General features: G+C 73.3%; 20 protein-coding genes and 1 pseudogene. 6 read left to right on the top strand and 15 right to left on the bottom strand.

What is annotated here, in order from left to right; genetic code table 11:
- Positions 1-99 precede the first annotated feature (99 nt).
- Positions 100-384, bottom strand: a complete 285-nt coding sequence (locus AC07DW_RS12335; protein WP_478857588.1) for a GlsB/YeaQ/YmgE family stress response membrane protein — start codon at positions 382-384, stop codon at positions 100-102.
- Between the two features lie 465 nt (positions 385-849).
- Between AC07DW_RS12335 and AC07DW_RS12330 the strand changes: the two genes are divergently transcribed.
- The gene (locus tag AC07DW_RS12330) at positions 850-1098 is read left to right on the top strand and encodes a hypothetical protein (protein WP_478857587.1); all 249 of its coding nucleotides are present in this window, start codon (positions 850-852) and stop codon (positions 1096-1098) included.
- A 42-nt stretch (positions 1099-1140) separates the two neighbouring features.
- Here AC07DW_RS12330 and AC07DW_RS12325 read toward each other — a convergent pair whose 3' ends face one another.
- The 3 genes from AC07DW_RS12325 to AC07DW_RS12315 all read right to left on the bottom strand — a co-directional run bounded on the left by AC07DW_RS12325 (position 1141) and on the right by AC07DW_RS12315 (position 3645).
- Positions 1141-1320 (bottom strand): hypothetical protein, encoded by a 180-nt coding sequence (locus AC07DW_RS12325; protein ID WP_478857586.1) that lies wholly within the window; start codon positions 1318-1320, stop codon positions 1141-1143.
- Between the two features lie 215 nt (positions 1321-1535).
- Positions 1536-2279, bottom strand: coding sequence for a VOC family protein (locus AC07DW_RS12320; protein WP_478857585.1), 744 nt, complete (start codon positions 2277-2279; stop codon positions 1536-1538).
- 244 nt (positions 2280-2523) lie between these two features.
- Positions 2524-3645, bottom strand: a complete 1122-nt coding sequence (locus AC07DW_RS12315) for an aminoglycoside phosphotransferase family protein (protein WP_478857584.1) — start codon at positions 3643-3645, stop codon at positions 2524-2526.
- Positions 3646-3879: 234 nt separating this feature from the next.
- On the opposite strand from AC07DW_RS12315, the gene AC07DW_RS12310 reads away from it, so the two are divergent.
- The gene (locus tag AC07DW_RS12310; RefSeq protein ID WP_478857583.1) at positions 3880-5373 is read left to right on the top strand and encodes a DNA-binding protein NsdB; all 1494 of its coding nucleotides are present in this window, start codon (positions 3880-3882) and stop codon (positions 5371-5373) included.
- Between the two features lie 171 nt (positions 5374-5544).
- On the opposite strand, the gene AC07DW_RS12305 is transcribed toward AC07DW_RS12310, so the two are convergent.
- A complete protein-coding gene (locus tag AC07DW_RS12305; protein WP_478857582.1) occupies positions 5545-6987 on the bottom strand; it encodes a PP2C family protein-serine/threonine phosphatase in 1443 nt (480 codons plus the stop codon).
- Positions 6988-7195: 208 nt separating this feature from the next.
- Positions 7196-7990: an SDR family NAD(P)-dependent oxidoreductase gene (locus tag AC07DW_RS12300; RefSeq protein ID WP_478857581.1), complete on the bottom strand. Its 795-nt coding sequence runs from the start codon at positions 7988-7990 to the stop codon at positions 7196-7198.
- A gap of 190 nt (positions 7991-8180) precedes the next feature.
- Here AC07DW_RS12300 and AC07DW_RS12295 point away from each other — a divergent pair, with 190 nt between their 5' ends.
- Positions 8181-9200 carry an SDR family oxidoreductase gene (locus tag AC07DW_RS12295; protein WP_478857580.1) on the top strand — a complete coding sequence of 340 codons (1020 nt, stop codon included), beginning with the start codon at positions 8181-8183 and terminating at the stop codon, positions 9198-9200.
- Positions 9201-9319: 119 nt separating this feature from the next.
- Entirely contained in the window at positions 9320-10198 is an 879-nt protein-coding gene (locus AC07DW_RS12290) for a hypothetical protein (RefSeq protein WP_478857579.1), read from the top strand.
- A gap of 9 nt (positions 10199-10207) precedes the next feature.
- Here AC07DW_RS12290 and AC07DW_RS12285 read toward each other — a convergent pair whose 3' ends face one another.
- The 4 genes from AC07DW_RS12285 to AC07DW_RS12270 all read right to left on the bottom strand — a co-directional run bounded on the left by AC07DW_RS12285 (position 10208) and on the right by AC07DW_RS12270 (position 14052).
- Positions 10208-11479: a cation:proton antiporter gene (locus AC07DW_RS12285; RefSeq protein ID WP_478857578.1), complete on the bottom strand. Its 1272-nt coding sequence runs from the start codon at positions 11477-11479 to the stop codon at positions 10208-10210.
- The gene (locus AC07DW_RS12280) at positions 11479-12282 is read right to left on the bottom strand and encodes a VOC family protein (protein ID WP_478857577.1); all 804 of its coding nucleotides are present in this window, start codon (positions 12280-12282) and stop codon (positions 11479-11481) included. Before AC07DW_RS12280 ends, AC07DW_RS12285 begins: the two co-directional genes overlap by 1 nt.
- 129 nt (positions 12283-12411) lie before the next feature.
- A complete protein-coding gene (locus AC07DW_RS12275) occupies positions 12412-13293 on the bottom strand; it encodes a ribonuclease BN (RefSeq protein WP_478857576.1) in 882 nt (293 codons plus the stop codon).
- A gap of 108 nt (positions 13294-13401) precedes the next feature.
- Positions 13402-14052, bottom strand: a complete 651-nt coding sequence (locus tag AC07DW_RS12270) for an HAD family acid phosphatase (RefSeq protein ID WP_478857575.1) — start codon at positions 14050-14052, stop codon at positions 13402-13404.
- Positions 14053-14224: 172 nt separating this feature from the next.
- Here AC07DW_RS12270 and AC07DW_RS12265 point away from each other — a divergent pair, with 172 nt between their 5' ends.
- Positions 14225-15178, top strand: coding sequence for a GNAT family N-acetyltransferase (locus tag AC07DW_RS12265; protein ID WP_478857574.1), 954 nt, complete (start codon positions 14225-14227; stop codon positions 15176-15178).
- A gap of 70 nt (positions 15179-15248) precedes the next feature.
- Here the strand turns inward: AC07DW_RS12265 and AC07DW_RS12260 are convergent, their stop codons facing one another.
- A complete protein-coding gene (locus AC07DW_RS12260) occupies positions 15249-16631 on the bottom strand; it encodes a 3-hydroxybutyrate oligomer hydrolase family protein (protein ID WP_478857705.1) in 1383 nt (460 codons plus the stop codon).
- Between the two features lie 450 nt (positions 16632-17081).
- Positions 17082-17846, bottom strand: a pseudogene (locus AC07DW_RS12255) (extracellular catalytic domain type 1 short-chain-length polyhydroxyalkanoate depolymerase); the annotation flags it as partial.
- A 639-nt stretch (positions 17847-18485) separates the two neighbouring features.
- On the opposite strand from AC07DW_RS12255, the gene AC07DW_RS12250 reads away from it, so the two are divergent.
- A complete protein-coding gene (locus AC07DW_RS12250; RefSeq protein ID WP_478857573.1) occupies positions 18486-18674 on the top strand; it encodes a hypothetical protein in 189 nt (62 codons plus the stop codon).
- 88 nt (positions 18675-18762) lie between these two features.
- Here AC07DW_RS12250 and AC07DW_RS12245 read toward each other — a convergent pair whose 3' ends face one another.
- From AC07DW_RS12245 to AC07DW_RS12235, 3 genes are all read right to left on the bottom strand, one after another.
- The gene (locus AC07DW_RS12245) at positions 18763-19119 is read right to left on the bottom strand and encodes a hypothetical protein (protein WP_478857572.1); all 357 of its coding nucleotides are present in this window, start codon (positions 19117-19119) and stop codon (positions 18763-18765) included.
- A gap of 67 nt (positions 19120-19186) precedes the next feature.
- Positions 19187-20938 (bottom strand): ThuA domain-containing protein, encoded by a 1752-nt coding sequence (locus tag AC07DW_RS12240; RefSeq protein ID WP_478857571.1) that lies wholly within the window; start codon positions 20936-20938, stop codon positions 19187-19189.
- A 19-nt stretch (positions 20939-20957) separates the two neighbouring features.
- A complete protein-coding gene (locus AC07DW_RS12235; RefSeq protein ID WP_478857570.1) occupies positions 20958-23831 on the bottom strand; it encodes a PQQ-dependent sugar dehydrogenase in 2874 nt (957 codons plus the stop codon).
- Positions 23832-23846 lie beyond the last annotated feature (15 nt).

Genomic DNA, 23846 nt, shown 5'->3' with positions numbered 1-23846 from the left:
CGTGTCTTCCGCCGGGAAGGTGCATGGTGGCGCCCTCTCTCCTCGTGCCTTCTGTGCCTCTCAGGGGCTCGCGGCCCGGGAGGCGCGGTCCGGACGGGGTCAGGCGTGCACCCCGTGGCCCCGGTGCCCCCGGCCGGCGATGACCCGGTACAGGGCGAGAACGATCACGGAACCGATGATCGCGGCTATCCAGGTCGACAGGTCGAAGAAGCCGTCGATGGAATCGACGCCGAAGATGACCTTGCCCAGCCAGCCGCCCAGCAGACCGCCCACGATGCCGATCAGCATGGTCACCAGAATGCCGCCCGGGTCACGTCCCGGCATCAGCGCCTTGGCGATCGCACCGGCCAGCAGCCCGATGATGATCCACGCGATGATTCCCATTCTCGACCTCCCGTAGCTTTCCGCACGTTCCGCCACGCGGCGGGACATCACACCGGTTTGCCCGGCCCGGAGGCGGTAAACGCACGCGGTGGCCACCGTTCCGGTTCGGGGCGGACGGCCGGGTGCGGCCGGGCCGGAAGTCCCGAACGGACGGGCCGTTCGGCGGGCTTGCCCCCGCCCGCCACCGGCAACACCGACGGCAGCGGCCGACCGCGCCGGTCACGTCCGGACAGCCGGGAGAGGAGGACCGCTGATGAGGCCATTCCTGAAGCCACCCGCGCGGCCGCGCGTACGACAGCCCGCGCGCACCGGTCGGCGCACCAGCCCTCCGGGACGTGGAGGGCCCGTACCAGGGCCCGGCTCCCGTACGCGCCCGACCTGTTCCGCCCGTGGCGCGCCACGCCTGCGTCACCTCCCGAGTCGCTGCACTTCCGCGACCCCTCGGAAGGGACCCGGTGGACCCGCGTGGAGCGGCACCGCATCACCTGGCAGTACACGGGCGCCCTGTGGCACCCCTGCGACGTGCTCCTCGAGCGGCGCGCGAACGAGGGCTGGGCCAGGGCGGCGCCGCCGGCCGCACACGTCGACCCGCGTGCCCCGGGCACCTCCGTCGTGGTGCCCGAGCTGCCGACGGGACCGTACCGCGTCCTGGTCACCTCGCCGGAGCTGCCCGTCGCGGCGTGCAGCCCACCGCTGGTGATCCGGCACCGCTGACCCCCGCGCACGGGGACCCGGCCCCACCCGGCCGCGGCGCGGTCAGCCGGGGGTCCCCGCTTCCCGCCGGAGCGCCATCCACCGTTCGGCCACTCCACGAACGGCGGGATACCTCTTGAGCAGTTCCTCGTCGGCCAGGGACAACTCGGTCGCCGCACCCAGAGGGGTACGGGGGGTCGCGTCGGAGGGGGGCAGGGACCGGGCGTGGTGATCGTCGGGCATCGGGCCTCCAGTCGCTCGGGCACGCGCCTGGCCTCCCGTGGGGAGCCGGGAGGCGGCGCGGCTCCGCCCACGCGGCGACGCGGGGCGGAGCCGAAACGGCGACCCGTCGGGGGTACGAGCGCCGCGGCCCTCAGCATGCACCCGAACCAGCCATCACCGGTAGGGGTGTGGCCGAAAATCAGTGGAACCGTAGCGGCGGGCGGGGAGGCTCCGCGTCAGGCCGGGCCGAGGACGCAGAACTCGTTGCCTTCCGGGTCGAGCAGAACCGTCCACGGGAAGTCGCCCCGGCCCACTTCGGCGGGCGTCGCGCCGAGGGCCTTGAGCCTGGCCACCTCCGCCGCCTGACGATCGGCGTCGAAGGGGCAGGGCGCCAGGTCGAGGTGGGCGCGGTGCCGCACGTGCTTCAGGTGCGGCGTGCGGACGAACTCCAGATACGGGCCCACCCCCTCGGCGGAGCGCAGCAGCGCATGATCACCGGTCACCTCGTGCGGGGTCCAGCCGATCGCCTCGGCCCAGAACCGGGCCATCGCCCGCGGATCCGCGCAGTCGACGACCACCGCGGCGATCGGCCCGGTGTCCCGGTGGGTCTCCCGGGGCGCCCGCACGCAGAACACATTGCCCTCAGGGTCGGCCAGAACCGTCCGCGAGAGCTCGCCCCGGCCCACCTCTGCGGGCGTCGCGCCGAGTTCCTTCAGGCGCGCGACCAACTCCGTGCGATGGACGGCGGAAGTGGTGGCGAGTTCGATGTGCGCGCGGCCCTTCACCGTTGCGGGGTCCGGAACGGCGATGATGTCGATGCGGACGGCGGCGGGGTCCGGCCAGGCGGAATCCACCGGCCTGACGCTGGTCGCACCGGGCCCCTCGCCGACGACACCCCAGCCGAGCGCCTCCGCCCAGAACCTGCCCAGCGCCGAATCGTCCCCGGCTTTGACGTTCACCTCGAAGAGCCGCAGTGCCATGCCGCCGACCCTATAGGTGGACGAACCGACAGTCCGGACGGCCGGCTTCGAACGGCCGAGCGGGTCCGGACCGAGTTGCGCATCCCCGCGGCAGGGGTGAAAGGCGGGCCCGAGCCGCCACCGCGCGTCCGGCGCGCCGGGCCGTACGACAGCGGGGGGGGGGGGGGGGGGGGGGGGGGGGGGGGAACCCCCCCACCACCCCCCCCCCCCCCCCCCCCCCCCCCCCGCTTCCCCCTCGAGCCGGTCAGCGCGTGCCGACCGCAGCGCGCACGGCCCGCCGTGCCAGTGCGCAGTCGTCGTGCAGCCGCCGCAGCAGCAGCCGCTGTTCCTCGCCGGTGGACACCGCGCCCGGGGCGGCCGGGGCCGAACCGGCGGGTGGCGCCTCTCGTATCGTCCGCTGCACGGCCGTCTCGTAGGTACGGATCTCCCGCGTCAGCACCAGCATCAGGTTCACCAGGAACGCGTCCCGCGCCGCCGGACCCTCGCGCTGGGCGAGCTGGCTGATGTGACGCCTGGCCGCGGGGGCGTCGCCCAGCACCGCCCACAGTGTCGCCAGGTCGTATCCCGGCAGATACCAGCCCGCGTGCTCCCAGTCGACCAGTACGGGACCGGCCGGGGAGAGCAGGATGTTGGACAGCAGCGCGTCACCGTGGCAGAACTGCCCCATGCCCTGCCGCCCGCCCGCGTGTGCCAGGCCGTGCAGCAGTTTCTGCAGGTCGTCGCGGTCCCGGTCGGTGAACAGGCCCAGTTCGTGGTAGCGGGAGATCCGGGGGCCGTAGTCGAGCGGGGCGTCGAACGTCCCGGCCGGTGGCCGCCAGGTGTTGAGCCGGGTGACCGCGCCGAGCGCGGCCCGCAGATCGGCGCGCGGCGGAGCCTCCCGCGGGTGCCGGGTGAGGGCCGCGGCCCGGCCGGGCATCCGCTCGATCACCAGCGCGCAGTTGTCCGGATCGGCGGCGATCAGCCGCGGCGCCCGGACCGGGGGACGGTGGCGCACGAAGGCGCGGTAGGCCGCGATCTCATGGCGGAACCGCTCGACCCACGCGGGGGAGTGGTCCAGTAAACACTTGGCGACCGCGGTGGCGCGTCCGGTGGTCCCGACGATCAGGACCGAGCGGCCGCTGCGCCGCATCACCTGCACCGGACTGAACTCCGGACAGATCCGGTGCACCGAAGCGATGACCTTCCGCAACTGAGCGCCCTGGGTGCCGGACAAGTCGATTCTCCCGCTGAGCGGTCCGGCCACCGCCCCCGCCCAGCGCCGGGTCCGACCCGCCTGGGAAGGATCCAGATACGGGCCGCCGCCGGCCGGGACGGTGCGCTGCTGCGGCCGGGGCGGGGCGGACACGGAGGACGATGCTGTGTACATGGGCGAGACAGACCCCTTCGTGTGCCGACGATGTGCGTACGCTGCCCCGTCCCGGCCTCCGGTCGACACCCTGGGGAATGAGGGCCGGTTGCCGGGGCGGGGTGGCGCTTTCCTACCTGACACCCGGGCGCGGGTGGCACACCATCTGGCGGACCCTGGCGAACCCTGGCGAATAGTCGTCAGCCCTATGACAGCGGGTTAGTGTCAACTCAGCCGAGAACCTGGGGGCTTGACGTGACCGGAGAACCCAACACCCGCCTTGCAGACCTGTTCGGCCTGGCCGGCTGGTCCAAGGGCGAACTCGCGAGACTCGTGAACCGGCAGGCGGCGGCCATGGGCCACCCCCAGCTGGCGACCGACACCTCGCGGGTCCGGCGCTGGATCGACATGGGGGAGACCCCGCGCGATCCCGTACCGCGGGTGCTGGCAGCCCTGTTCACCGAGCGACTCGGCCGTGTCGTGACCATCGAGGACCTCGGGTTCGTACGACACGGGCGCGCCGGGAAACGGCGGGACGTCAGGAACACCGACAACCCTGACGGGCTGCCCTGGGCGCCCGAGCGTACGGCTGCGGTCCTCACCGAATTCACGGGAATGGACCTCATGCTCAACCGACGCGGCTTGGTGGGCGCGGGCGCCGCGCTCGCCGCAGGCTCCGCACTCACCAGCGCCATGCACGACTGGCTCCACACCGATCCCACCCTCACCGCCGACGCCCCCCGGCACGACAATCCCCTGCACGCCGATCCCGCCGGGTTCGACCGCTACGAGGCCGCCCCCATCGGCTCGCAGGAGATCGAAGCGCTGGAACGGTCCGTCGAAGTGTTCCGCGCCTGGGACGCCGCCCGTGGCGGCGGGCTCCAGCGGAAGGCCGTCGTCGGCCAGCTCAACGAAGTGGGCGGCATGCTCGCCTACCGCCACCCCGACCACCTCCAGCGCAGGCTCTGGGGCGTGGCCGCCAACCTCGCCGTCCTGGCGGGCTGGATGTCCCACGACGTGGGCCTGGAACCCACCGCCCAGAAGTACTTCGTCATCGCCGCCCACGCGGCGCGCGAGGGCGGCGACCGGCCGCGCGCCGGCGAGGCCCTGTCCCGCGCCGCCCGTCAGATGGTGCACCTGGGCCGCCCGGACGAGGCCCTGGACCTGATGAAGCTCGCCCGGTCCGGTTCGGGCGAGGAGATCCTGCCGCGTACGCAGGCCATGTTGCACACCATCGAGGCCTGGGCACAGGCGTCCATGGGGCGTGGCCAGGCCATGCGCCGCACCCTGGGCGAGGCGGAGGAGCTGTTCGTGTCGGACAAGTCCGACGTACCACTGCCGAGTTGGATGCAGACCTTCCGGAGCGAGGACCTGTACGGCATGCAGGCGCTCGCCTACCGGACGCTGGCCGAGCACGAGCCCGCCGCGGCGAAGCAGGCCCAGTACTTCGCGCAGAAGGCGCTGGCGCTGCGCAACGACGGCCGGCAGCGTTCGAAGATCTTCGACTACCTCTCCATGGCGTCGGCGTGCTTCATCGCCGACGACCCCGAGCAGGCGGACCGCTACGCCAGGCTCGCCCTGATGTCGATGGGCGAGACCTCGTCCCAGCGCACATGGGACCGGCTGCGGGAGATGTACCGGCTCACCGGGCAGTACGCGGGTTACACGAAGATCGAGGACCTGCGCGAGGAGATCCAGCTGGCCATGCCCAAGGCCGCCGCGAAGAGGCCCAGGCGCACCCGGGCCTGACCGCCCGGGACCACGCCCGGAGCGCCACCACCGCAAGACCCGCCCGGACCGACCGGCAGCAAGGCGGCCGACCTGTCACGACATCACGCCGTCGGTCGGACAGCGCGGGCAACACCCGATCAGGCCCCCGCACGATGCCGTGCCGTAACGGCATGACGCACGGGCGGCCGCTCACGACCGGCCGCCGCCCACCCTGGCGACCATCACGCAGGCGTCGCTCTCACGTGCCGCGCCACCGAACTCCTCCACCACCGACCGCACACACTCCCGCGCGTCGCGGGCCCGGGCGAACCGGGGCGCGAGCTCCAGCAGCTTCTCCCTGCCGGGGCCGCGCGTCAGCCCGTCCGTGTGCAGCACCAGCAGGTCCCCGGGCCGCAGCTCGATCTCGGCCTGTTCGTACGCCGCCCCGGACGTGGCCCCGAGCAGGGCACCCTCCGGGCGGGCCAGCGTGCGCCCCGTCCCGTCGCGGAACAGCAGCGGGGCGGGGTGACCCGCCTGTGCCCAGGTGAGCGTCCGGGTCCTCCGGTCGTAGCGGCAGCACACCGCGCTGCCCAGAGCGGGCTGCGAGGAGGTGTCCAGCACCTGGTTGAGGTGGCCCATCAGGGGACCGGGCCGGATTCCGGCGACCGCCAGTCCCCGCAGGGCCCCCAGCAGCATCGCCATCGTGGACGTCGCGGACACGCCGTGGCCCGTCAGGTCGCCCACGGTCAGCAGGGCTTCCCCGTCCGGGAGTTCGAGCGCGTCGTACCAGTCCCCGCCGATCGCCGCGCTGGACGCGGACGGCAGGTACTGCGCGGCCAGGTCCAGCCCCGCGGGCCCGCTGTGCGGGAGCCCGGAGGAGCCGCGCCACGGCGGCAGGACCGCCTCCTGGAGCTCCACCGCCATCCGGTGCTCGGCCCGCTCGATGTGCCGGCGGCGCTGCAACGAGTCACGGGATTCGCGTACGGCCCGCTCGCTGCGGCGCAGCTCGCTGACGTCCCGCAGCACCGCCCACATCGACGCGGTGCAGCCGTCCACGTCCAGCACGGGCTCGCCCATCATGTGGAGGGTGCGCACCCGGCCGTCCGTCCGCACGATCCGGAACTCGCCGTCGATGGGCTTGCCGTCGATCAGGCAGCCGGTCACCATCGCGGTCAGCAACGTCTGGTCCTCGGCGAACACCATGGAGGGCAGCTCGTCGAGGGTCATCGGGCCGGCGTCGGTGGAGCGGCCGAAGATGTCGTACAGCTCGTCGGACCAGCTCACCTCGTCGGTGAGCAGGTTCCATTCCGCGCTGCCGACCCGGCTGAGGAGCGAGCCGGTGGGCGGCGGGTCCACGGGTGCCGCCTCGTCGGCGGCCGGGCCCCCGAACGGTTCCGCGAACTGTTCGGAGCCGTCGGGCACACCCTCCCTGAGCTGACCCAACTGGGCGCCCAGGTCGTCCAGTTGGTGGACGGCCAGGTCGCACAGCGCGCGCTGCCAGCGGCCCTGTGGGTCGTCCTCGTCCACCACGGCGTCCCGGCGCACGGCGTCGACGTCTCCGCGCAGCCGGCGGGTCTGCGAGATCAGGGCGTCCAGCGTGCCGCGCTCGGGCGGCTGCGGGGCGGGACGGTCCGCGAACAGATGGGACGGCATGTCGTACTCCGATACGGGCGCGGCGGCCAGGGTCTGAGACTGAGGACCGGTTACGACTGTTGCACAGGCGGAGAGGGCCTGTAAGGGGTTTGGCAACACTCGATACGGTGGTGCTCGCGGCATATGCCAAAGGCCCGGTGGGGGCCGGCCCCGCGGGCCTGATCGCCACCGGCGTCCCGATGCCGGGGCGGGCGTTCCGGCCGGTCGGTCACGGCAGGATGGAGTCCACGTAACCGCCGTCGACCCGGACGGCTCCACCGGTCGTCGCGGACGCCTGCGGCGAGCTGAGGTAAACCACCATGTGCGCGATCTCCTCCGGCTCGATCAGCCGTTGGACGAGGGACTGCGGCCGGTGCTCGCGCATGAAGACGCGCTGCGCCTCCTCCCACGGCAGCTCCCGGTCGACCAGCTCGTACACGAAGTCCTCCACACCACCCGTACGGGTGGGTCCGGCGATCACGGCGTTGACGGTGACGCCCGTACCGGCGGCCTCCTTGGCGAAGCCGCGGTTCACCGCCAGCAGAGCCGTCTTCGACATGCCGTAGTGGATCATCTCCGCCGGCGTCACCACGGCCGAGTCGCTGGCGATGTACTGCACCCGCCCCCAGCCCCGGGCCGTCATACCGGGCAGATACGCGCGCGTGAGCCGCACCGCCGCGAGTACGTTCACCTCGAAGTACCGCCGCCACTCCTCGTCCGTGATCTCCAGGGCGGGCCGGGACTCGAAGATGCCGAGGTTGTTGACGAGGACGTCCACCTCGGGCAGCAGCTCAACGGCCAGCGCGGCACCCTCCTCGGTGGCGACGTCCGCCGCCACCGGGACCAGCTCGGCGTCGGGCACCTCCGCCCGCAGCCGCTTCACGGCGGCGGTGACACCGTCCGGCGTCCGTCCGTTGACGGCCACCGTCGCGCCCGAGCGCGCCAGCGCGGTGGCGATCGCCGCGCCGATGCCCTGCGTCGAGCCGGTGACCAGCGCCGTCCTGCCGGTGAGGTCCACGCGCATCCGACCGGTTTCCCTTCTCGTGTGCCGTCCCCCGCGTCCATCGTGCCCCTGCGCCCGGTCTCCCATGCCGGTACGTACCGGTACGAGGCCGACAATGGACCGCCGCCCAGCGGGTACCCGGACCTCCGGCGCGGGGCACCGGGCCGGAACGCAGGCAGAGCGTCGCCGTCGGAGGACAGGAGTCGTGAACATGAACGCCGGCAAGCGGGTCGTCGTCACTGGGGCCACCGGAAATGTCGGGACCAGTGTGGTGGCGGCCCTCGCGAAGGACCCGCAGATCTCGTCCGTACTGGGCCTGGCCCGCAGGCTGCCCGGCTGGTCGCCGCCGAAGACCGACTGGGCCACGGTGGACCTGCGCGAGGAGAACGACCTGGTCAGGCACTTCGAAGGCGCCGACGCCGTGATCCACCTGGCCTGGGCGTTCCAGCCCACGCACGATCCGGTGGCCACCTGGCGCACCAACGTCCTCGGCAGCCTCCAGGTGTACCGGGACGTGGCCTCCGCCGGCGTGCCGGTGCTGGTCCACGCCTCCTCGGTCGGCGCGTACTCGCCGGGGCCGAAGGACCGGGCCGTCGACGAGTCATGGCCGACGCACGGCTGGCCGGGGGCCGCGTACACCCGGGAGAAGGCCTATCTGGAACGGGTCCTGGACGGCTTCGAGGCCCGCAACCCCGGGGTGCGGGTCGTGCGGATGAGGCCGGCCTTCCTGTTCAAGGAGGAGTCGGGGAGCGAACAGCGGCGGATCTTCGCCGGCCGGTTCGTGCCGGGCCAGCTCGCCGGGCCCCGGACGATCCCGGTCGTGCCGGACATCCCCGGCCTCCGCTTCCAGGCCCTGCACACCGATGACGCCGCCGAGGCCTACCGGCTCGCCGTCACGAAGGACGTGAAGGGCGCGTTCAACCTCGCCGCCGAGCCGGCCCTCGACGCCCGCCGGCTCGCCGAGCTCCTCGACGCCCGGGTCGTCCGCCTGCCCAGGCCGGCCATCCGCGCCGCCCTGGCCGCCGGGTGGGGGCTGCGTCTGATCCCCGCGTCCCCGCAGCTGTTCGACGCGGTGCTGCGGGTGCCGATGCTGGACTGCACGCGCGCCCGCGAGGAGCTGGGATGGAGCCCCCGGCGCACGTCCCTGGAGGCGATCGAGGAGATGCTGGAGGGGATGCGGCAGGGCGCCGGCATGGACACCGCCCCCCTCACGGGCCGCAAGGCGAGCTGACCGGCATGACGGGCCCCGCCCTCAGGTGAATACGGCCCTCCCAGTGGGCAGATTCGACGGAGAGGGGCAGGACGCCCAGACGTCCCGGCCCGTCCACCCACTGGTGAAGGGGGCCCACGGTGCCGGACAGGCGTCCTCGCGGCTATCAGCCCGACTGGCAACCACGCCCCGCGACCCAGGAACTGCTGGCCGCCGTCGAGTTCATCCTCGGCAGATACGCCGCGCAACTGCCGCTGACCATCCGGCAGATCTGGTACGCGGCCGTGTCCGAGGGCGTCCTCGTCCGGCAGGAGCGGACGTACAAGCGGCTCGTCGATCTCCTCGGCATGGCCCGCAGGTCCGGCCGCATCTCCTGGCTGGCCATCGGCGACGGCCCGGACGCCGCCGTGGAACCCGTCGCCTATGACGGCGCCGAAGGCTTCCGCCGGGCGCAGCTCGACGCGGTGCGCGGCTTCCGGCTGGACCGCCAGGCGGGCCAGGACGTCAGGCTGGAGGTGTGGTGCGACACGGTCGGCCTGGTGCCGCAGCTGGCCACGGTCACCGACCCGTGGGGCGTGCCGGTGTACGCGTCGGCCACCGGCCTGTCCGGCAAGCGGGCCGCCGCCCAGCGGGCGGCCGGCGGCGGGCACACCTCCGTACGCATCCTGGTCGTCGGCGACTGGGACCCGACCGGGCTGCACCTGTTCACGGCGCTCGCCGAGGACGTCACCGCCTTCGCCGCACTGGACGCCCCCGACGTGCGGGTGCGCTTCGACCGGCTGGCCGTCACCGAGCAGCAGATCGCCGAGTTCCGCCTGCCGACCGCCCCGGTGAAGGCCAGCGACCGGCGCTCCTTCCCCGGCACGTCCACCACCCAGGCCGAGGCGCTGCCGCCGGACGCGCTGGCCGCCCTGGTGCGGGACGCGATCAGCAGCAGCCGCGACACCGAGATCCTGGCCGAGGTCCTGGAGCGGGAGGACCTCCAGCGGCAGGCCCTGCTGGAGCGCTATCCGGTGTAGCGGCGGCCCTCAGGGCGGCGGAGCACCCGGCGGCGCCGTACGCCGCAGCCGGTCGAGGCGGCTGATCACCGGGGTCGCGGTGATCCCGTGCAGGATGACGGAGGCGACGACCGTGAAGGCCACGGCGGCCCACAGCTGGCGCGCCAGCCCGCCGAAGTCGTCCTCCCCCAGGGCGTACGCGAGGTAGTACAGCGAACCGATGCCCCGCAGCCCGAACGCCGCCGTGACCATCCGCTCGCGCGGACCGGCGGCCGAGCCGAGCTGCGCCAGCCAGCCGGTCACCGGGCGGACGACCAGGATGAGCAGCACCGAGACGGCCGCCGCCTGCCAGGTCAGGCCGGCGAGGCCGCCGGAGGCGACGTACATGCCGAGCAGGAACAGCAGGAACGCGGTGAGCAGCCGCTCGATCTGCTCGGTGAACTCGTGCAGCACCTTGTGGTAGCCGTGGCTGCGCTCGGCGGCGCGCAGCGTGCAGGCGGCGACGAACACCGCCAGGAAGCCGTAGCCGTGCAGCAGCTCCGTCACCCCGTACGACAGGAGGGTCGCCCCGAGGGCGACGAAGCCCTCCATGTGCTCCGACAGCCGCAGTGCCTGGGCCCTGGCGCGGAAGAACATCCACCCGAGCACCTTGCCCACCGCCATGCCCGCGACCACCCCGATGGCCACCTTGCCGAGCGCGTCGGACAGGGCCCAGCCGCCGATCCACCCGGACGACCAGCCGGTTCCCGCGGCGGCGGCCAGGGCCACGGCCGCGAGGACGAACGGGAACGCGAGCCCGTCGTTGAGGCCCGCCTCGCTGGTGAGCGTGAAGCGCACCTCGTCCTCGTCCTCCTCCGCGTCGGTCGGCTCGCCCACCCGTACCTCCGCCGCCAGCACCGGGTCGGTCGGCGCCAGTACGGCGCCCAGCAGCAGGGCGACGGCGGGCGGCCAGTCCAGCAGCGCCCACGCCAGCACGGTGACCGCCAGGATCGTCAGCGGCATCGTGATGCCCAGCAGCCGCCAGGTGCCCGCCCAGGCACGGAGCCCCGGTGGCCGGTTGATGGCCAGCCCGGCACCCATCAGCGAGACGATCACACAGACCTCGGTGATGTGCTCCACCCACAGCCGGTCCGCCAGCGGGTCGACCACCGGAACCGGCAGGGGCAGCAGCTGGACGGCGACACCGGCGGCCAGGAACACCATGGGTATGGAGAAGGGGCGGCGGAAGACCACCCGGGGCAGGACGGCCGCCGCGAGCGCCCCCACGCCCAGGCCGGCGTATACCAGATCGGAGAAGGTCATTAAGCACTGATGCGCGTGGTGAGCGTGAACAAACCCCCGTCCGGGTCACGCAGGGTGGCGTGCGCGCCCGGCTCGTGGTGGATCACCGTGCCGCCGTGCCGCCGCGCGGCCGACACGCGGGCATCGACGTCGCGCACCGGGAAGTGGACCTCCCACCGGGGGCGGACGGCGGGGTCGGGGGCGGCTTCCAGCGCGCCGGAGCCGAGCCGGGCGACCACGTGGCCGGCGCTGCGCAGCACGACCTCGTCGCCCTCGTACTCGACGTCGCAGCACCCCGGCCGGCCGCAGGCCCAGTCGAAGACCTCCCCGTAGAAGATCGCGGCCTCGAAGGCGTCCCGGGTCCGCAGTCGCAGCCAGGCGGGCGCGTCGGCGCGCCAGGTCTCCCACCCGGAGAGCAGCTGGCCCTCCCAGATGCCGAACACCGCGCCGTCACGGTCGGCCGCGAGCGCCCCCCGGCCGACGACGAACCCGACCGGCCCGACGGCGACCGTGCCGCTGCGCTCCCTGATGCGGGCCGCGGTCTGGTCGGCGTCCTGCACGGCGAAGTACGGGGTCCAGGCGACGGCCACCTGGAGGGCGGAGGCCAGCGCTCCTATGCCGGCGACGGGATTGCCCTCCTCCAGGGCGACGCTGAACTCCTCGCCGAGCCGTGCGGGGCGGAATTCCCAGCCCAGCACCTCTCCGTAGAAGTCCTGGGACGCGCGGAGGTCCCGGGTCATCAGACTGACCCAGCACGGGGCACCGAAGACGGAGCTGCTGGACGTCACCCCCGACGCCGCGGTGGCTGTGGGCTTCCTGTTCATGTGCAAAACCATCCCGGTGTCACCAGTGGTGCGGATGTGCCGCAGGTGTCCCTGCTGTCTCTTCTGCCTCTGCCCGGTGTCCATCCTCGCACTCTTCGCGGGGGATGGCCCTTTTCGTCGCGCCGCAGCTCAGCCGTGCCGCCGCGGCAGGCGCAGGCGGTCGCCCCAGCGGCGCATGACGCGCGCCAGGTGCCAGCGCTCCTCGTACATCAGCCGGCCGACGAGCGCCCCGCCGAACACCACGAAGCCGACACCGACGAGCCAGGACTGGACCACCAGCATGGTGCCGACCGGGCCGTAGGTCACCGCGTTGGAGGCGATCAGGGGCGAGAAGACCAGACGGGAGAAGACCCGCAGCCCCGCCAGGCCGATGACGGTCGACACGGCGCCCGGCAGCAGCGCGCGCCAGGGCAGGCGCCCGCCGAGCAGCAGCCGCTGCGACCACCAGAAGAACAGCACCGCGCTGGCGAAGGCCAGCGCGACGCGCCAGACCAGGTCGGCGCCGGTCGCGGGGCGGGAGGCGACGTCCGCGGACAGCAGGAGGTAGCCGATGAGCAGTGCGAGCCAGACGCCGTGGCGCCACATGGTGTGCCAGCGGGCGGCGGGCAGCTCCCACACCTTCTCGTAACCCGTCTGCACCACACCGCCGAACGTCAGACCGAACACGGTCAGTGCGGCGAGACCGAACCCGGTGGTCGATTCGAGCGCCGCGCCCGGCGGTGCGAACAGCCGCTCCACCTCGTCCGTCGACCCCTCGGACACCCCGAGCCCGTCGGAGAGCCACTGGGCGAAGCCGGTGCCGCCCGCCGGGTCGGCCGCCGCGATCACGATCAGCAGCGGCACCAGGGTGAGCAGCCCCAGGGCGGCGAACCCCATCGAGCGGTGCATCAGCTCAAGGTGCGTGCCCGTCCGCCAGCCACGCCCGGCGGCCGAGCGGTGGAAGGCGCCGTGCAGCCGGCCGATCCACCATTCGCGGGCCCGGCCCTCGGCCCCGGGAGACTTGTCGGACATGCACCTCGCATACCCGTCAGTGGCGTGTCGGGCGCGGGTGGGCGCGGGGGAGGCCCCGAATGGACGCCTCCGCCCGCGGCCCCGCGCACCTTCCCGCGCACGCCTCCGCTACGACAGCTCGCCGCCGTAGTCGGGCAGCTTGAACGTCTTCTCGGCGTGCCCGCCGACCAGGTCGGTGGGCCGGTTGCCGATGTTGGCGATGATCGTGTACCCCTTGGCCTCGATCTCCCCGCGCTTGTCCGTCTTGTACTTGCTGACCTCGTCGAACAGGTCCGGCAGGTCGCGTACGTAGAGGCCGTCGACGGGGTAGCCGACCGACCTCAGGTTGTACGCGGTGGGCGCGTGCAGGATGCCCGGCCGGGCGGTGACGAAGAAGACGTCCACCCCGCGCGAGTCCGCGTAGCGGACCAGGTCGAGCACGGGCCGGACGGCGGGCGTCGGGTACTCCCAGAAGGGGTGGAAGTCCGTTTCCAGCGAGGTGTTGTCGATGTCGAGGACCACGGCCAGCTTCTGGCCCGGGGCGGACGAGGTGCGCTGCTCGATGTAGGGACGCGCCTGACCGAGGGCGGCGGCCACGTCACGCTGCCAGGTGGCGTAGTCGACGCCGGCGAGCCGGGCGCCGGTGGTGGCGACGTGGGTGGCGGGAGCGGCCGAGGGGGCGGCGGTGGCCGTGGTGGTGGTCGCGGCGGTGGTGACCGTGGTGACCGCGAGGGCGGCCGCGGTCAGCGCCACTCGTGTTCCGCATCGAGCTGCATGCATGGGGGATCAACTCCTGTGGGGTGGGGAGTGGTTGACGCGTTGGCATGCTCGCGCTCCATGATGGACGGAACGAGGCGTTCCATCTACTGGTCGGTAGCCACTAGTTCGCGAGCTGGGGTACGGGCGCGAAAACCGTTTGCGGGCCGGGACACCGGGCCACGACAGTGGCCCGATGCAGACGGGACCCCCACCGACCGTCCGGGCTGCCCGGACCGACGACGCGCCGCAGATCTGCGAGCTGCTCAACACCATCGACACGATCGAGATCGGCGCGCCCGAGACCGATCTGCACACCGTCGAGGCCGACCTGACCCACTCCGAGGTGGACCTCGCCCAGGACTCGTGGCTGGCCTTCGACGAGGGCCGGCCGGTCGCGTACGCGCTGGCGTGGAGCGACTCGGGCGGCGAACGCGTGGACATCGACCACTACGTCCTGCCCGACCACCAGGCCGCCGGTGAGCGCCTGCTGGAGCTGGCCGAGGAACGGTGCCGCCGGATGGCGCACGGCAACGGCGCCACACGGGCCGTGGTCCACCTCCACCTCAACCAGTGGCCCACCACCGACACCGGCATCCTCACCCGGCGCGGCTGGCACACCGTACGGCGCCACCAGGTCATGCTCCGCGACCTGACGCCGCACCAGGACCCACTGCCCGAACCCCCGGCCGGGGTGAGCCTGCGCGTCTGCGCGGACGAGGCCGACCGGCGGCGCGCCCACGCCCTGGTCGAGGAGACCTTCGCCGAGCACTTCGACCACCAGCCGCGCACCTACGAGCAGTGGCTCGACGACATCGACGGCGCCCGCCTGGACTGGACGCTCGTCTGGATCGCCTCCGTGCGGGGCACCGGCGACGCCGCCGTACTGCTCTCCCGCAACGACCGCGCCGGCATGGGCTGGGTGCGCAACCTCGGCGTCGTCAGGGCCGCCCGTGGCCGGGGCCTCGGCGGCCACCTGCTGCGCCACGCCTTCGGTGTCTACGCCGCCCTGGGCCGCGACAGGCTCGGGCTCGGCGTGGACACACTCAACGAGAGCGGCGCCCTGCGGCTCTACGAGGCCCACGGCATGCGGCTGCACTACGCCGTGGACACCTGGGAGGTCACGCTCCCGGTGACCGGCGGCCGGTGACACCGGGCGCCGGAGGTCACCCCGCCCCGGAGTGTCGCCCGGCACCGGGGCGGCCACCCGGCCCCGGGCGTCACAGCCGGCAGCCGGCCAGCAGCGCCGCCGCGCCGGCCCCCGGGGGGAGGGGCACGGTCCGGCCCGCCGGCGGACGCTCACCCCGCCCGATCCACCCCTCCAGCGCCGTGAACGCCGAGCGGTGGCACGGCACCAGCGGCCTGAGCCGGTCCGGGAACGCGTCGACCAGGGCGTCGGTGTGGGTACCGCCCTCGACGCGGTAGTAGCGGTGCAGCGCGCCGCGCCCCGCCTCCCGCACCATGCGGGCGTACACGTCGGAGTCCCGGGCGATGGGCAGCAGGACGTCCAGCGTGCCGTGCACGGTGATCAGCGGCTTGCCGATCCGGCCCGTCAGGCCGATGCGGTCGACGGCGGCGCGCACCTCCCCGGGCCGGGCGGCCCAGTCGTAGTCGGTGTCCGCGCCCGGATAGCCCGGGTCCAGCTCCTCCCGGTACACGCGCTGGGTCAGGCCCCAGTAGTACGTGTGGTGGTACGGCCACAGGAACTCCGAGCCGGCCGGGTAGCCGGCGGCGTGCATCGCGTCGCGCGCCGCGCCGGCGGCCGGGCCGCCCGCCGCGTACACCGGGTAGTGCCGCAGGGCGGGAGGCAGGAAGGTGAACAGGTGGGGGCCGTCGGCCCGCCACAGGGTGCCCTCCCAGTCCACCCCGCCGTCGTACAGCTCCGGATGGTTCTCCAGCTGCCAGCGCACCAGGTAGCCGCCGTTGGACATGCCGGTCGCGAGGGTGCGTGCCGGTGGCCGGTGGTAGCGCTGGGCCACCACCGCACGGGCCGCGCGCGTCAGCTGGGTCAGGCGGGAGTTCCACTCGGCGATGGCGTCGCCGGGCAGACGCCCGTCGTGCTGGAAGGACGTACCCGTGTTGCCCTTGTCGGTGGCGGCGAACGCGTACCCGCGCGAGAGCACCCAGTCACCGATGGCCCGGTCGTTGGCGTACTGCTCACGGTTGCCCGGGGTTCCGGAGACGACCAGGCCGCCGTTCCACCGGTCGGGAAGCCGGATGACGAACTGCGCGTCGTGCCGCCAGCCGTGGTTGGTGTTGGTGGTGGACGTGTCGGGGAAGTACCCGTCGATCTGAACGCCCGGCACGCCGCTGGGCGTGGGCAGGTCCTTGGGGGTCAGGCCGGCCCAGTCCGCCGGGTCGGTGTGGCCGGAGGTGACGGTTCCGGCCGTGGTCAGCTCGGCCAGGCAGGCCACCCGCTGATGGGCGGCGCCCGGCACGCGCACCCGGGCGGCGCAGCCGGTGCTCCGCGCCGCCCGGAACGGCGCCGCGGTCGCGGCGGTGGTCGCGGCCGTGGTCGCGGCACAGCCGTCGTCGGCGAGGGTGAAGTACCCGGCGGGCGCTTCCCGCAACGTGTGCGTGACGAACGTGTTGTACAGACCCATGGCCTGGTTCGAGCCCTTGGCGTACGTCCGCCCGCCGCTCGTCGTCGCCCGCCCCGCCTGTACGTGCTGGTAGTTGTTGCCCGGCCAGCAGGCGGCGGGCGCGCCGCCGGTGGTCCGGGCGGTGAGGGTGCCGGACGGCGCGCCGGGTCGGCCGCCCCCGTCACGGGCGGCGACCGCGTAGGTGTGGGAGCTGCCGGGCGACAGGCCCGTGTCGGTGAACGGGGGAGCGGTGGGCGTCGCGACCGGCGCTCCGTCGCGGTACAGCGTGTAGCCGGCGGCTCCGGCGACCGCCGACCAGGACAGGGTGATCGTCGTCTCGGTCGCCCCGGTGGCCACCAGGCTGGCCGGCGCCGGCAGGGAGCCGGGCGGGCCTCCGGTGCCGGCCAGGCCGAAGAACTCCACGATCCAGCGACTGGAGCAGATGGTGTCGAGGAAGTACGCCGCCGTGGCACCGCACTGCTCGGGCCCCGTCCCGGGGTCGACGGGGGTTCCGTGCCCCATGCCCGGCACCTCGGCGACCTCCACGGCGACCGTGCCGTCCGGGGCGGCGTACTGCTCCCGCCGGGTGGCGTTCGCACCGATGACGGCGGTACGGGTGGGGGTCTGCGACAGGCCGTGCACCGCCGTCCACTGGTCGCGCAGCTCGTCGGCGTTGCGCGGGACCACCGTGGTGTCCCGGTCGCCGTGCCAGATCGCCACCCTCGGCCACGGCCCGGTCCACGACGGGTGGGCGTCACGCACCCGCTGCGCCCACTGGGCGGGTGCGAGGTCCACACCCGGGTTCATGCAGCCGTACGCGGCGGAGGTGTCCCGGGCGCAGTCGTAGGGCAGGCCCGCGACGACGGCGCCCGAGGCGAAGACGTCCGGGTAGGCGGCGAGCATCACCGAGGTCATCGCGCCCCCCGCGGACAGCCCGGTCACATGGACCCGCCGCGCGTCCGCCCCGTAGGCGGACACGGCGTGCGCGACCATCTGACGGATGGACGCGGCCTCGCCCTGGCCCCGGCGGCTGTCGGCCGTCCGGAACCAGTTGAAGCACGCGTTGGGGTTGTTCGCCGTGCTCTGCTCGGCCAGCACCAGCAGGAAGCCGTGCCGGTCGGCGAACTGCGCCAGACCCGAGTTGTCCGCGTACGCCTGCGCGCGCTGGGTGCAGCCGTGCAGTGCGACCACCACGGGCGGCGAGGCGGGCAGCGAGGCGGGCCGGTACACGTACATGGCGAGCGCGCCCGGGTTCGTCCCGAACGCGGTGACCCGGGTCAGGCCCACCGCGGCGGGGGCGGCGTGGACGACGGGTACGGGCCCGGTCAGGGCGGCGCCGGCCGCGAGGACCAGGACGGCCAGCACGGCGAGCAGCAGCCGGGGCACGGGGGAAAGGGCCCGGGGCGGGCGTACGGCGGACACGCGGCGGGGGAACGGGGCAGGCATGGGCGGCTCCTGGGGGCATGCCGGACGGGTCCCCGCACCGTAGGACCCCCCGGAAACCGCTCGGTATGTCCATGCGCCCCACACTCCGGACGAACGCGGGCGGAGCCCGGGGGATTGCGTCACGGCCCGTCACCTGCTAGGGGGTGTCTTGTCGAGCACGCCGGACATCGTGAGCCCGGCGTGCTCGGCAAGACACCCCCTGGGGCGGGTCCGCCTCGCCCGGCCCGCGCCGTGGTCGCGCCTGCCCGGACGCCGCGACCCCCGCCCTGCGTCCGGACGCCGAAACCGTCCGGACGCTCCGTGGGCCCGCGCCGGGTCCTGGCGTACCGGGCTGCGCGCACCGCGCCCGGTCACGCCCCGTACACTCGTCCACCGCTGCCCGCAGCGGCGGTGAGCGAGCAACAGACCCCTTCGGAAAGGTATTTCGACATGGATTCCGCCGTGCGAGGCGACGCGCCGATCTACGACCGCCTCATCCAGGAGCGCGGCGACGTCCCCGCCGACGTGCGCCGCGTGGCCGAGGAGACGCTCAGGCAGCTGACGCGGGCGCTGGACTTCGGCGCCGTGGGCCGGCCGGCCGGGTACCCGGGCATGGGGTTCCCGCCCGCGTCCATATGAGCGGGCGGGAGGCCCCGCCTCCGCGACCGTCCGCCGTCGACCGGTGCCCGGGGTCGGCCGCGGGCCGCCGCCGGCCGGCGTCCGTGCGTCAGGGCTGCTCGTCGATCAGCCCGCAGACCCAGGCCAGAGCGTCGTGGACGCCACGGACGTGGGCCGCGCCCTCCACGGGCTGGGTCGGGTCACCCAGCTGCACCACGGCCGCGTCCAGCTCGGCCGTGAGCAGCTGGCTGGACGGTACGCGGCCGGTGCCCGCCGCCCCCGTCACCGGGGCCTCCGAGGCCCGCCCGAGCGCCCACTCGTAGGCCGCCACGGCGCCCAGCGAGAAGGGCGTCCGGAGGCCGGGCGCGGCGGCCTTGTGTTCGAGCCGCTGGTACGCCGCCTCGACCTGGGCGCGGGGCTTGGTGCCGACGAGTACGTCCTGGTTGCGTCCGGAATCCACTGCCATACCTCTACGTCTCACCGCAGACGCCCGGGCAATGCCCCGAAATGCGAAATATTCCGGGCGGGATCGGTCAGGGCAGGGTCCATTTCTGGTTGGGGCCGGTGTGGCAGGTCCACAGGTGCAGGCGGGTGCCGTCGTTCCAGGTGGCGCCTTCGGCGTCGAGGCATTTGCCGGACTGGGGGTTGTGCAGGGTGCCGTCGGTGCGGTGGTTCCATCGCTGGGCTCCGGTGCCGTTGCAGGTCCAGAGCTGGATCCTGGTGCCGTCGGTGGTGGCGCCGCCGCTGATGTCGAGGCATTTGCCGAGGGCGCGCAGGGTGCCGTCGCCGGGGACCGTCCACTGCTGGGCCGGGACAAAGGCGCAGGTCCAGAGCTGGATCTGGGTGCCGTCGGTGGCCGCGCCGCCCGCGACGTCGGCGCACTTGCCGTTCACGCCCTTCACCTGACCCGTCCGGGGGCCGGGCGGCGGGGTGGTGCCGGAGGTCTTGACACGTACGTTGCGGAAGGCCACCTGATCGCCGTCACCGTGGTTCTGGAGGCCGATGTACCCCTGGGCCAGGCTGCGCGCCGGGTCGGTGTTGGTGAAGTCGTTGATCTTCTGTCCGTTGAGGGAGACCTCCAGACGCTCGCCCGTGACCCGTATCTCGTACGTGTTCCACTCGCCCGGCGGGTTGAGCGCGGCGTCACGGGCCACGACGTCCGCCGACCGGAACCCGTACACGGCCCCCGTGGTGCGGTCCGCGGTGTCCGTGGCGTCGATCTGGATCTCGTACCCGTTGTTCACCGCCGACCAGGGGTCGTCGGAGGCGGGGAAGCCGACGAGCACGCCGGAGTTGTCGTCGCCGTCCATCCGCCAGTCGAGCTTCAGCGAGTAGTCGCCGGTGAACTCCCTGCCGGAGTACCACAGCATCCCCAGGCCGCCCTGCGAGGTGAGAGTGCCGTCGCTGAGTGCGAACGATCCCGGCCCCGCCTGCTTCCAGCCCGCCGTGCCCGAGCCGTCGAACAGTGGTACGTATCCCGTCTCCGGACGGCAGTCGGCCTCGGTCATCCCGGCCGCCCACCGGACGCCGCCGAGCAGGTGCCGGCGGAACGCGGCCTCCGTGTACGACTCGTCCGTGTGGCCGCCACCGGTGTAGAAGGCGCGACCGCCCTGGTAGTCCTTGCACCACGAGATCGGATGGTCGCCGGGCATGTTGCCGCCCGAGTAACTCGACTCGTCGAGCGACGCGAGGACGTGCGCGGTGGCGCGGGGGTTGGAGCGGTAGTTGTACCACTCGTCGAACCGCTGCCAGGTGCGGCCGAGGTGCGCCGTGGCGTCATGGGCGCGGTCCTCCACCCTCACCGTCGCGGTCTGGTTGTGCGGGTGCGAGTGGAACAGCGCGCCGGCCAGGCCCGCGTAGAAGGGCCAGTCGTATTCGGTGTCGGCCGCGGCGTGGACGCCGACGTACCCGCCACCACCCCGGATGTACTGCTCGAACGCGGTCTGCTGGGACGAGTTCAGTACGTCTCCGGTGGTGGAGAGGAAGACGACCGCCTCGTACTGCGCGAGGTTGCCGACCGTGAAGGCCTGGGCGTCCTCCGTGGCGTCGACGGTGAAGTCGTTGCCGCCGCCCAGCTCGCGCAGGGCGGCCAGACCGTCGTCGATGGACGAGTGGCGGAAGCCCGCCGTCTTGGAGAACGCGAGGATCTTGTACGCCGGGTCCGCCGCTGCGGCGCGGGTCGCGGGCGCCGCCGTCCGCTCGGGCGGCACCGCCGAGGGTGCCGCGGCGACGCACAGGAGCGCGCCCGCGAGCAGGCAGCCGGCCTTGGTGAGAGTGGTACGCATGGTTAAGCCTCCTCTCCTGCTACGGCAGGGTCCATTTCTGGTTGGGGCCGGTGTGGCAGGTCCACAGGTGCAGGCGGGTGCCGTCGTTCCAGGTGGCGCCTTCGGCGTCGAGGCATTTGCCGGACTGGGGGTTGTGCAGGGTGCCGTCGGTGCGGTGGTTCCATCGCTGGGCTCCGGTGCCGTTGCAGGTCCAGAGCTGGATCCTGGTGCCGTCGGTGGTGGCGCCGCCGCTGATGTCGAGGCATTTGCCGAGGGCGCGCAGGGTGCCGTCGCCGGGGACCGTCCACTGCTGGGCCGGGACAAAGGCGCAGGTCCAGAGCTGGATCTGGGTGCCGTCGGTGGCCGCGCCGCCCGCGACGTCGGCGCACTTGCCGTTCACGCCCTTCACCTGACCCGTCCGGGGACCGGGCGGCGGGGTGGTGCCGGAGGTGGTGACGTGGAAGTCGTCCACGTCGAACAGCGAGCCCGCGCCTCCCTTGAAGACGAGGTGGAGCGTCGTCGTACCGGCGGGCCGGTTCGACAGCGCGGTGGAGACGTCCTGGAAGGTCTCCCAGCCGCCCGTCACCGGCACGGTCGCCGTACCCAGCAGGGTGCCGGTGGGGGAGCCGGCCCGTACCTCCAAGGTGCCGCCGGTGCCGCCGGAGGAGACCCGCGCGGTGAACCGGGTGGCGTCGTCGAGCGCGTACGGGGTGAACGAGATCCAGTCGCCGTTCTCGATGTGCCCGACCGTCCTGCCGCCGTGGGCGGGGGCATGGGTGACGACCTGGACGCCCGAGGAACCGCCGTAGTGCTCGGCCTGCCGGTGGCTGGGCTGGCTGACGTTCTGGTCGTGGGTGGTCAGGGCGGGCTGCCCGCCGGCGCCCTTGTCGGTGTACTCCGCGTCCCAGACGCCGAAGATGTTCGCGTTCGGGTCGTGTTCGCCGTCCGCGATGGTCTGCACGGTGCCGGAGCAGCCGGTCGCGGAGGTCTGCGGGTGGCCGTGGCTGTCGTGGCCGATGATGAAGGTGACCTTCACCTTGGAGCAGTCGACGGTCCCGTCCTCCGGGTCGGTGACGGTGACCCGGAACGGGACGGCCGCGCCCGGGTCGATGATCCGGCCGTCGGCCGGCAGTTCCAGGCGTACGGTCGGCGCGGTGTTGCCCACGGTGACCTGGACGGAGGCGGTGGCGCTGCGTCCGGTGCCGTCCGAGACGGTGACGGTCGCGGTGTACTGGCCGTTGGCCGTGTACGTGTGCGACGGGTTCGGGGCCGTGGAGGTGGCGCCGTCGCCGAACCTCCAGGCGTACGAAAGCGGGTCGCCGTCCGGGTCGGAGCTGCCCGCCGAGGAGAACGTCACGGCCAGCGGCGCCTGGCCCGAGGTGCGGTTCGCCGTGGCCTGGGCGACGGGGGAGCGACCGGCGGTGACGTGCTCGACGCGGTACAGCGCCGAGTTGGCGTCGCCGTTGAAGTAGCCGGTGCCGTAGTCCAGTACGTACAGGGCGCCGTCCGGCCCGAAGGCCATGTCCATCACCTGGGTGCCGTTCCAGGGGAAGGCGTTGATGGACTGGACCGTGCCGTCGGCGCCCTGGGCGACGCGTTTGATCCACTTGCGGCCGAACTCGCCGGCGAAGAAATTCCCGTCGTAGCTCTGCGGGAACTTGACGGTGGACGGCGAGGCGGCGTCGTAGCGGTAGACCGGACCGCCCATCGGCGACTCCGAGCCGCTGCCGAACTCCGGTACTGAACCGCCGTCGTACGGGATCCAGGCGGGCTGGGCCGGTGGCAGGTCGGTCAGGCCGGTGTTGCGCGGCGAGGTGTTCCTCGGCGCGGCGCAGTCGAACTTCGCGCCGGTCGCGCCGGTGGCGAAGTCGTGGTCGACGTACGCGTCGTTCCGGCCCGTGCAGTACGGCCAGCCGTAGTTGCCGGCCCTGGTTACGCGGTTGAACTCGACCTGGCCGGCCGGGCCCCGAGTGGGGCTCGCGGTGCCCGCGTCGGGGCCGTAGTCGCCGACGTAGACGATGCCCGTGGGCTTGTCGACGCTCATCCGGAACGGGTTGCGGAAGCCCATGGCGTAGATCTCGGGACGGGTCCTCGCGGTGCCGGGGGCGAAGAGGTTGCCGGAGGGTATGGAGTACGAGCCGTCCCCGTTCACCTTGATCCGCAGCACCTTGCCACGCAGGTCGTTGGTGTTGCCCGCCGAGCGCTGGGCGTCGTAGGCGGGGTTGCGGGTGGGGCGTTCGTCGATCGGCGTGTAGCCGTCGGAGGCGAACGGGTTGGAGTCGTCCCCGGTCGACAGGTACAGATTCCCCTGGGCGTCGAAGTCGATGTCGCCGCCCACGTGGCAGCAGATCCCGCGCGAGGCGGGTACGTCAAGGATCTTCCGCTCGCTCGCCGGGTCGATGGTGCCGTCGGTGCGCAGGACGAACCGCGACAGGCGGTTCACGCCGTCGAACGGGGCGAAGTCGGCGGCCGTGCCGTCACCGGGGGCGTCGCCGGCCGGGGTGGACAGTTTGGGCGCGTAGTAGAGGTAGACCTGGCGGTTGGTGGTGAAGCCCGGGTCCACGCCGACGCCCTGGAGGCCCTCCTCGTCGTGGGAGTACACGTCCAGCCTGCCCGACACCCTGGTGGTGCCCGCGGCGTCGGTGAGCCGCAGGGTGCCGTCGCGCGAGGTGTGCAGCACGGAGCGGTCGGGGAGGACCGCCATGGTCATCGGCTCACCGGTCTCTGCCACGCCCTTGGCGAGGGTGACCTGCTGGAACTGCTCCGCCGCGACGGCGGCGGGAGCGGGGGCCGGCGCGGTGGGCGCGGCGGCCGCCGTGGCGGCGGTGGTGGCAGGGGTGAGGAAGCCGGCCGCGAGTACCGCGGTGAGGAGGAGGGCCGGTTTCCGGCGGGGTCGTTCCGGTCTTGTGCGCACAGGAGTCTCCCGGGA

This window comes from Streptomyces sp. NPDC045701 (assembly GCF_056432045.1).
This window is presented reverse-complemented; position numbering and strand designations above follow the sequence as displayed.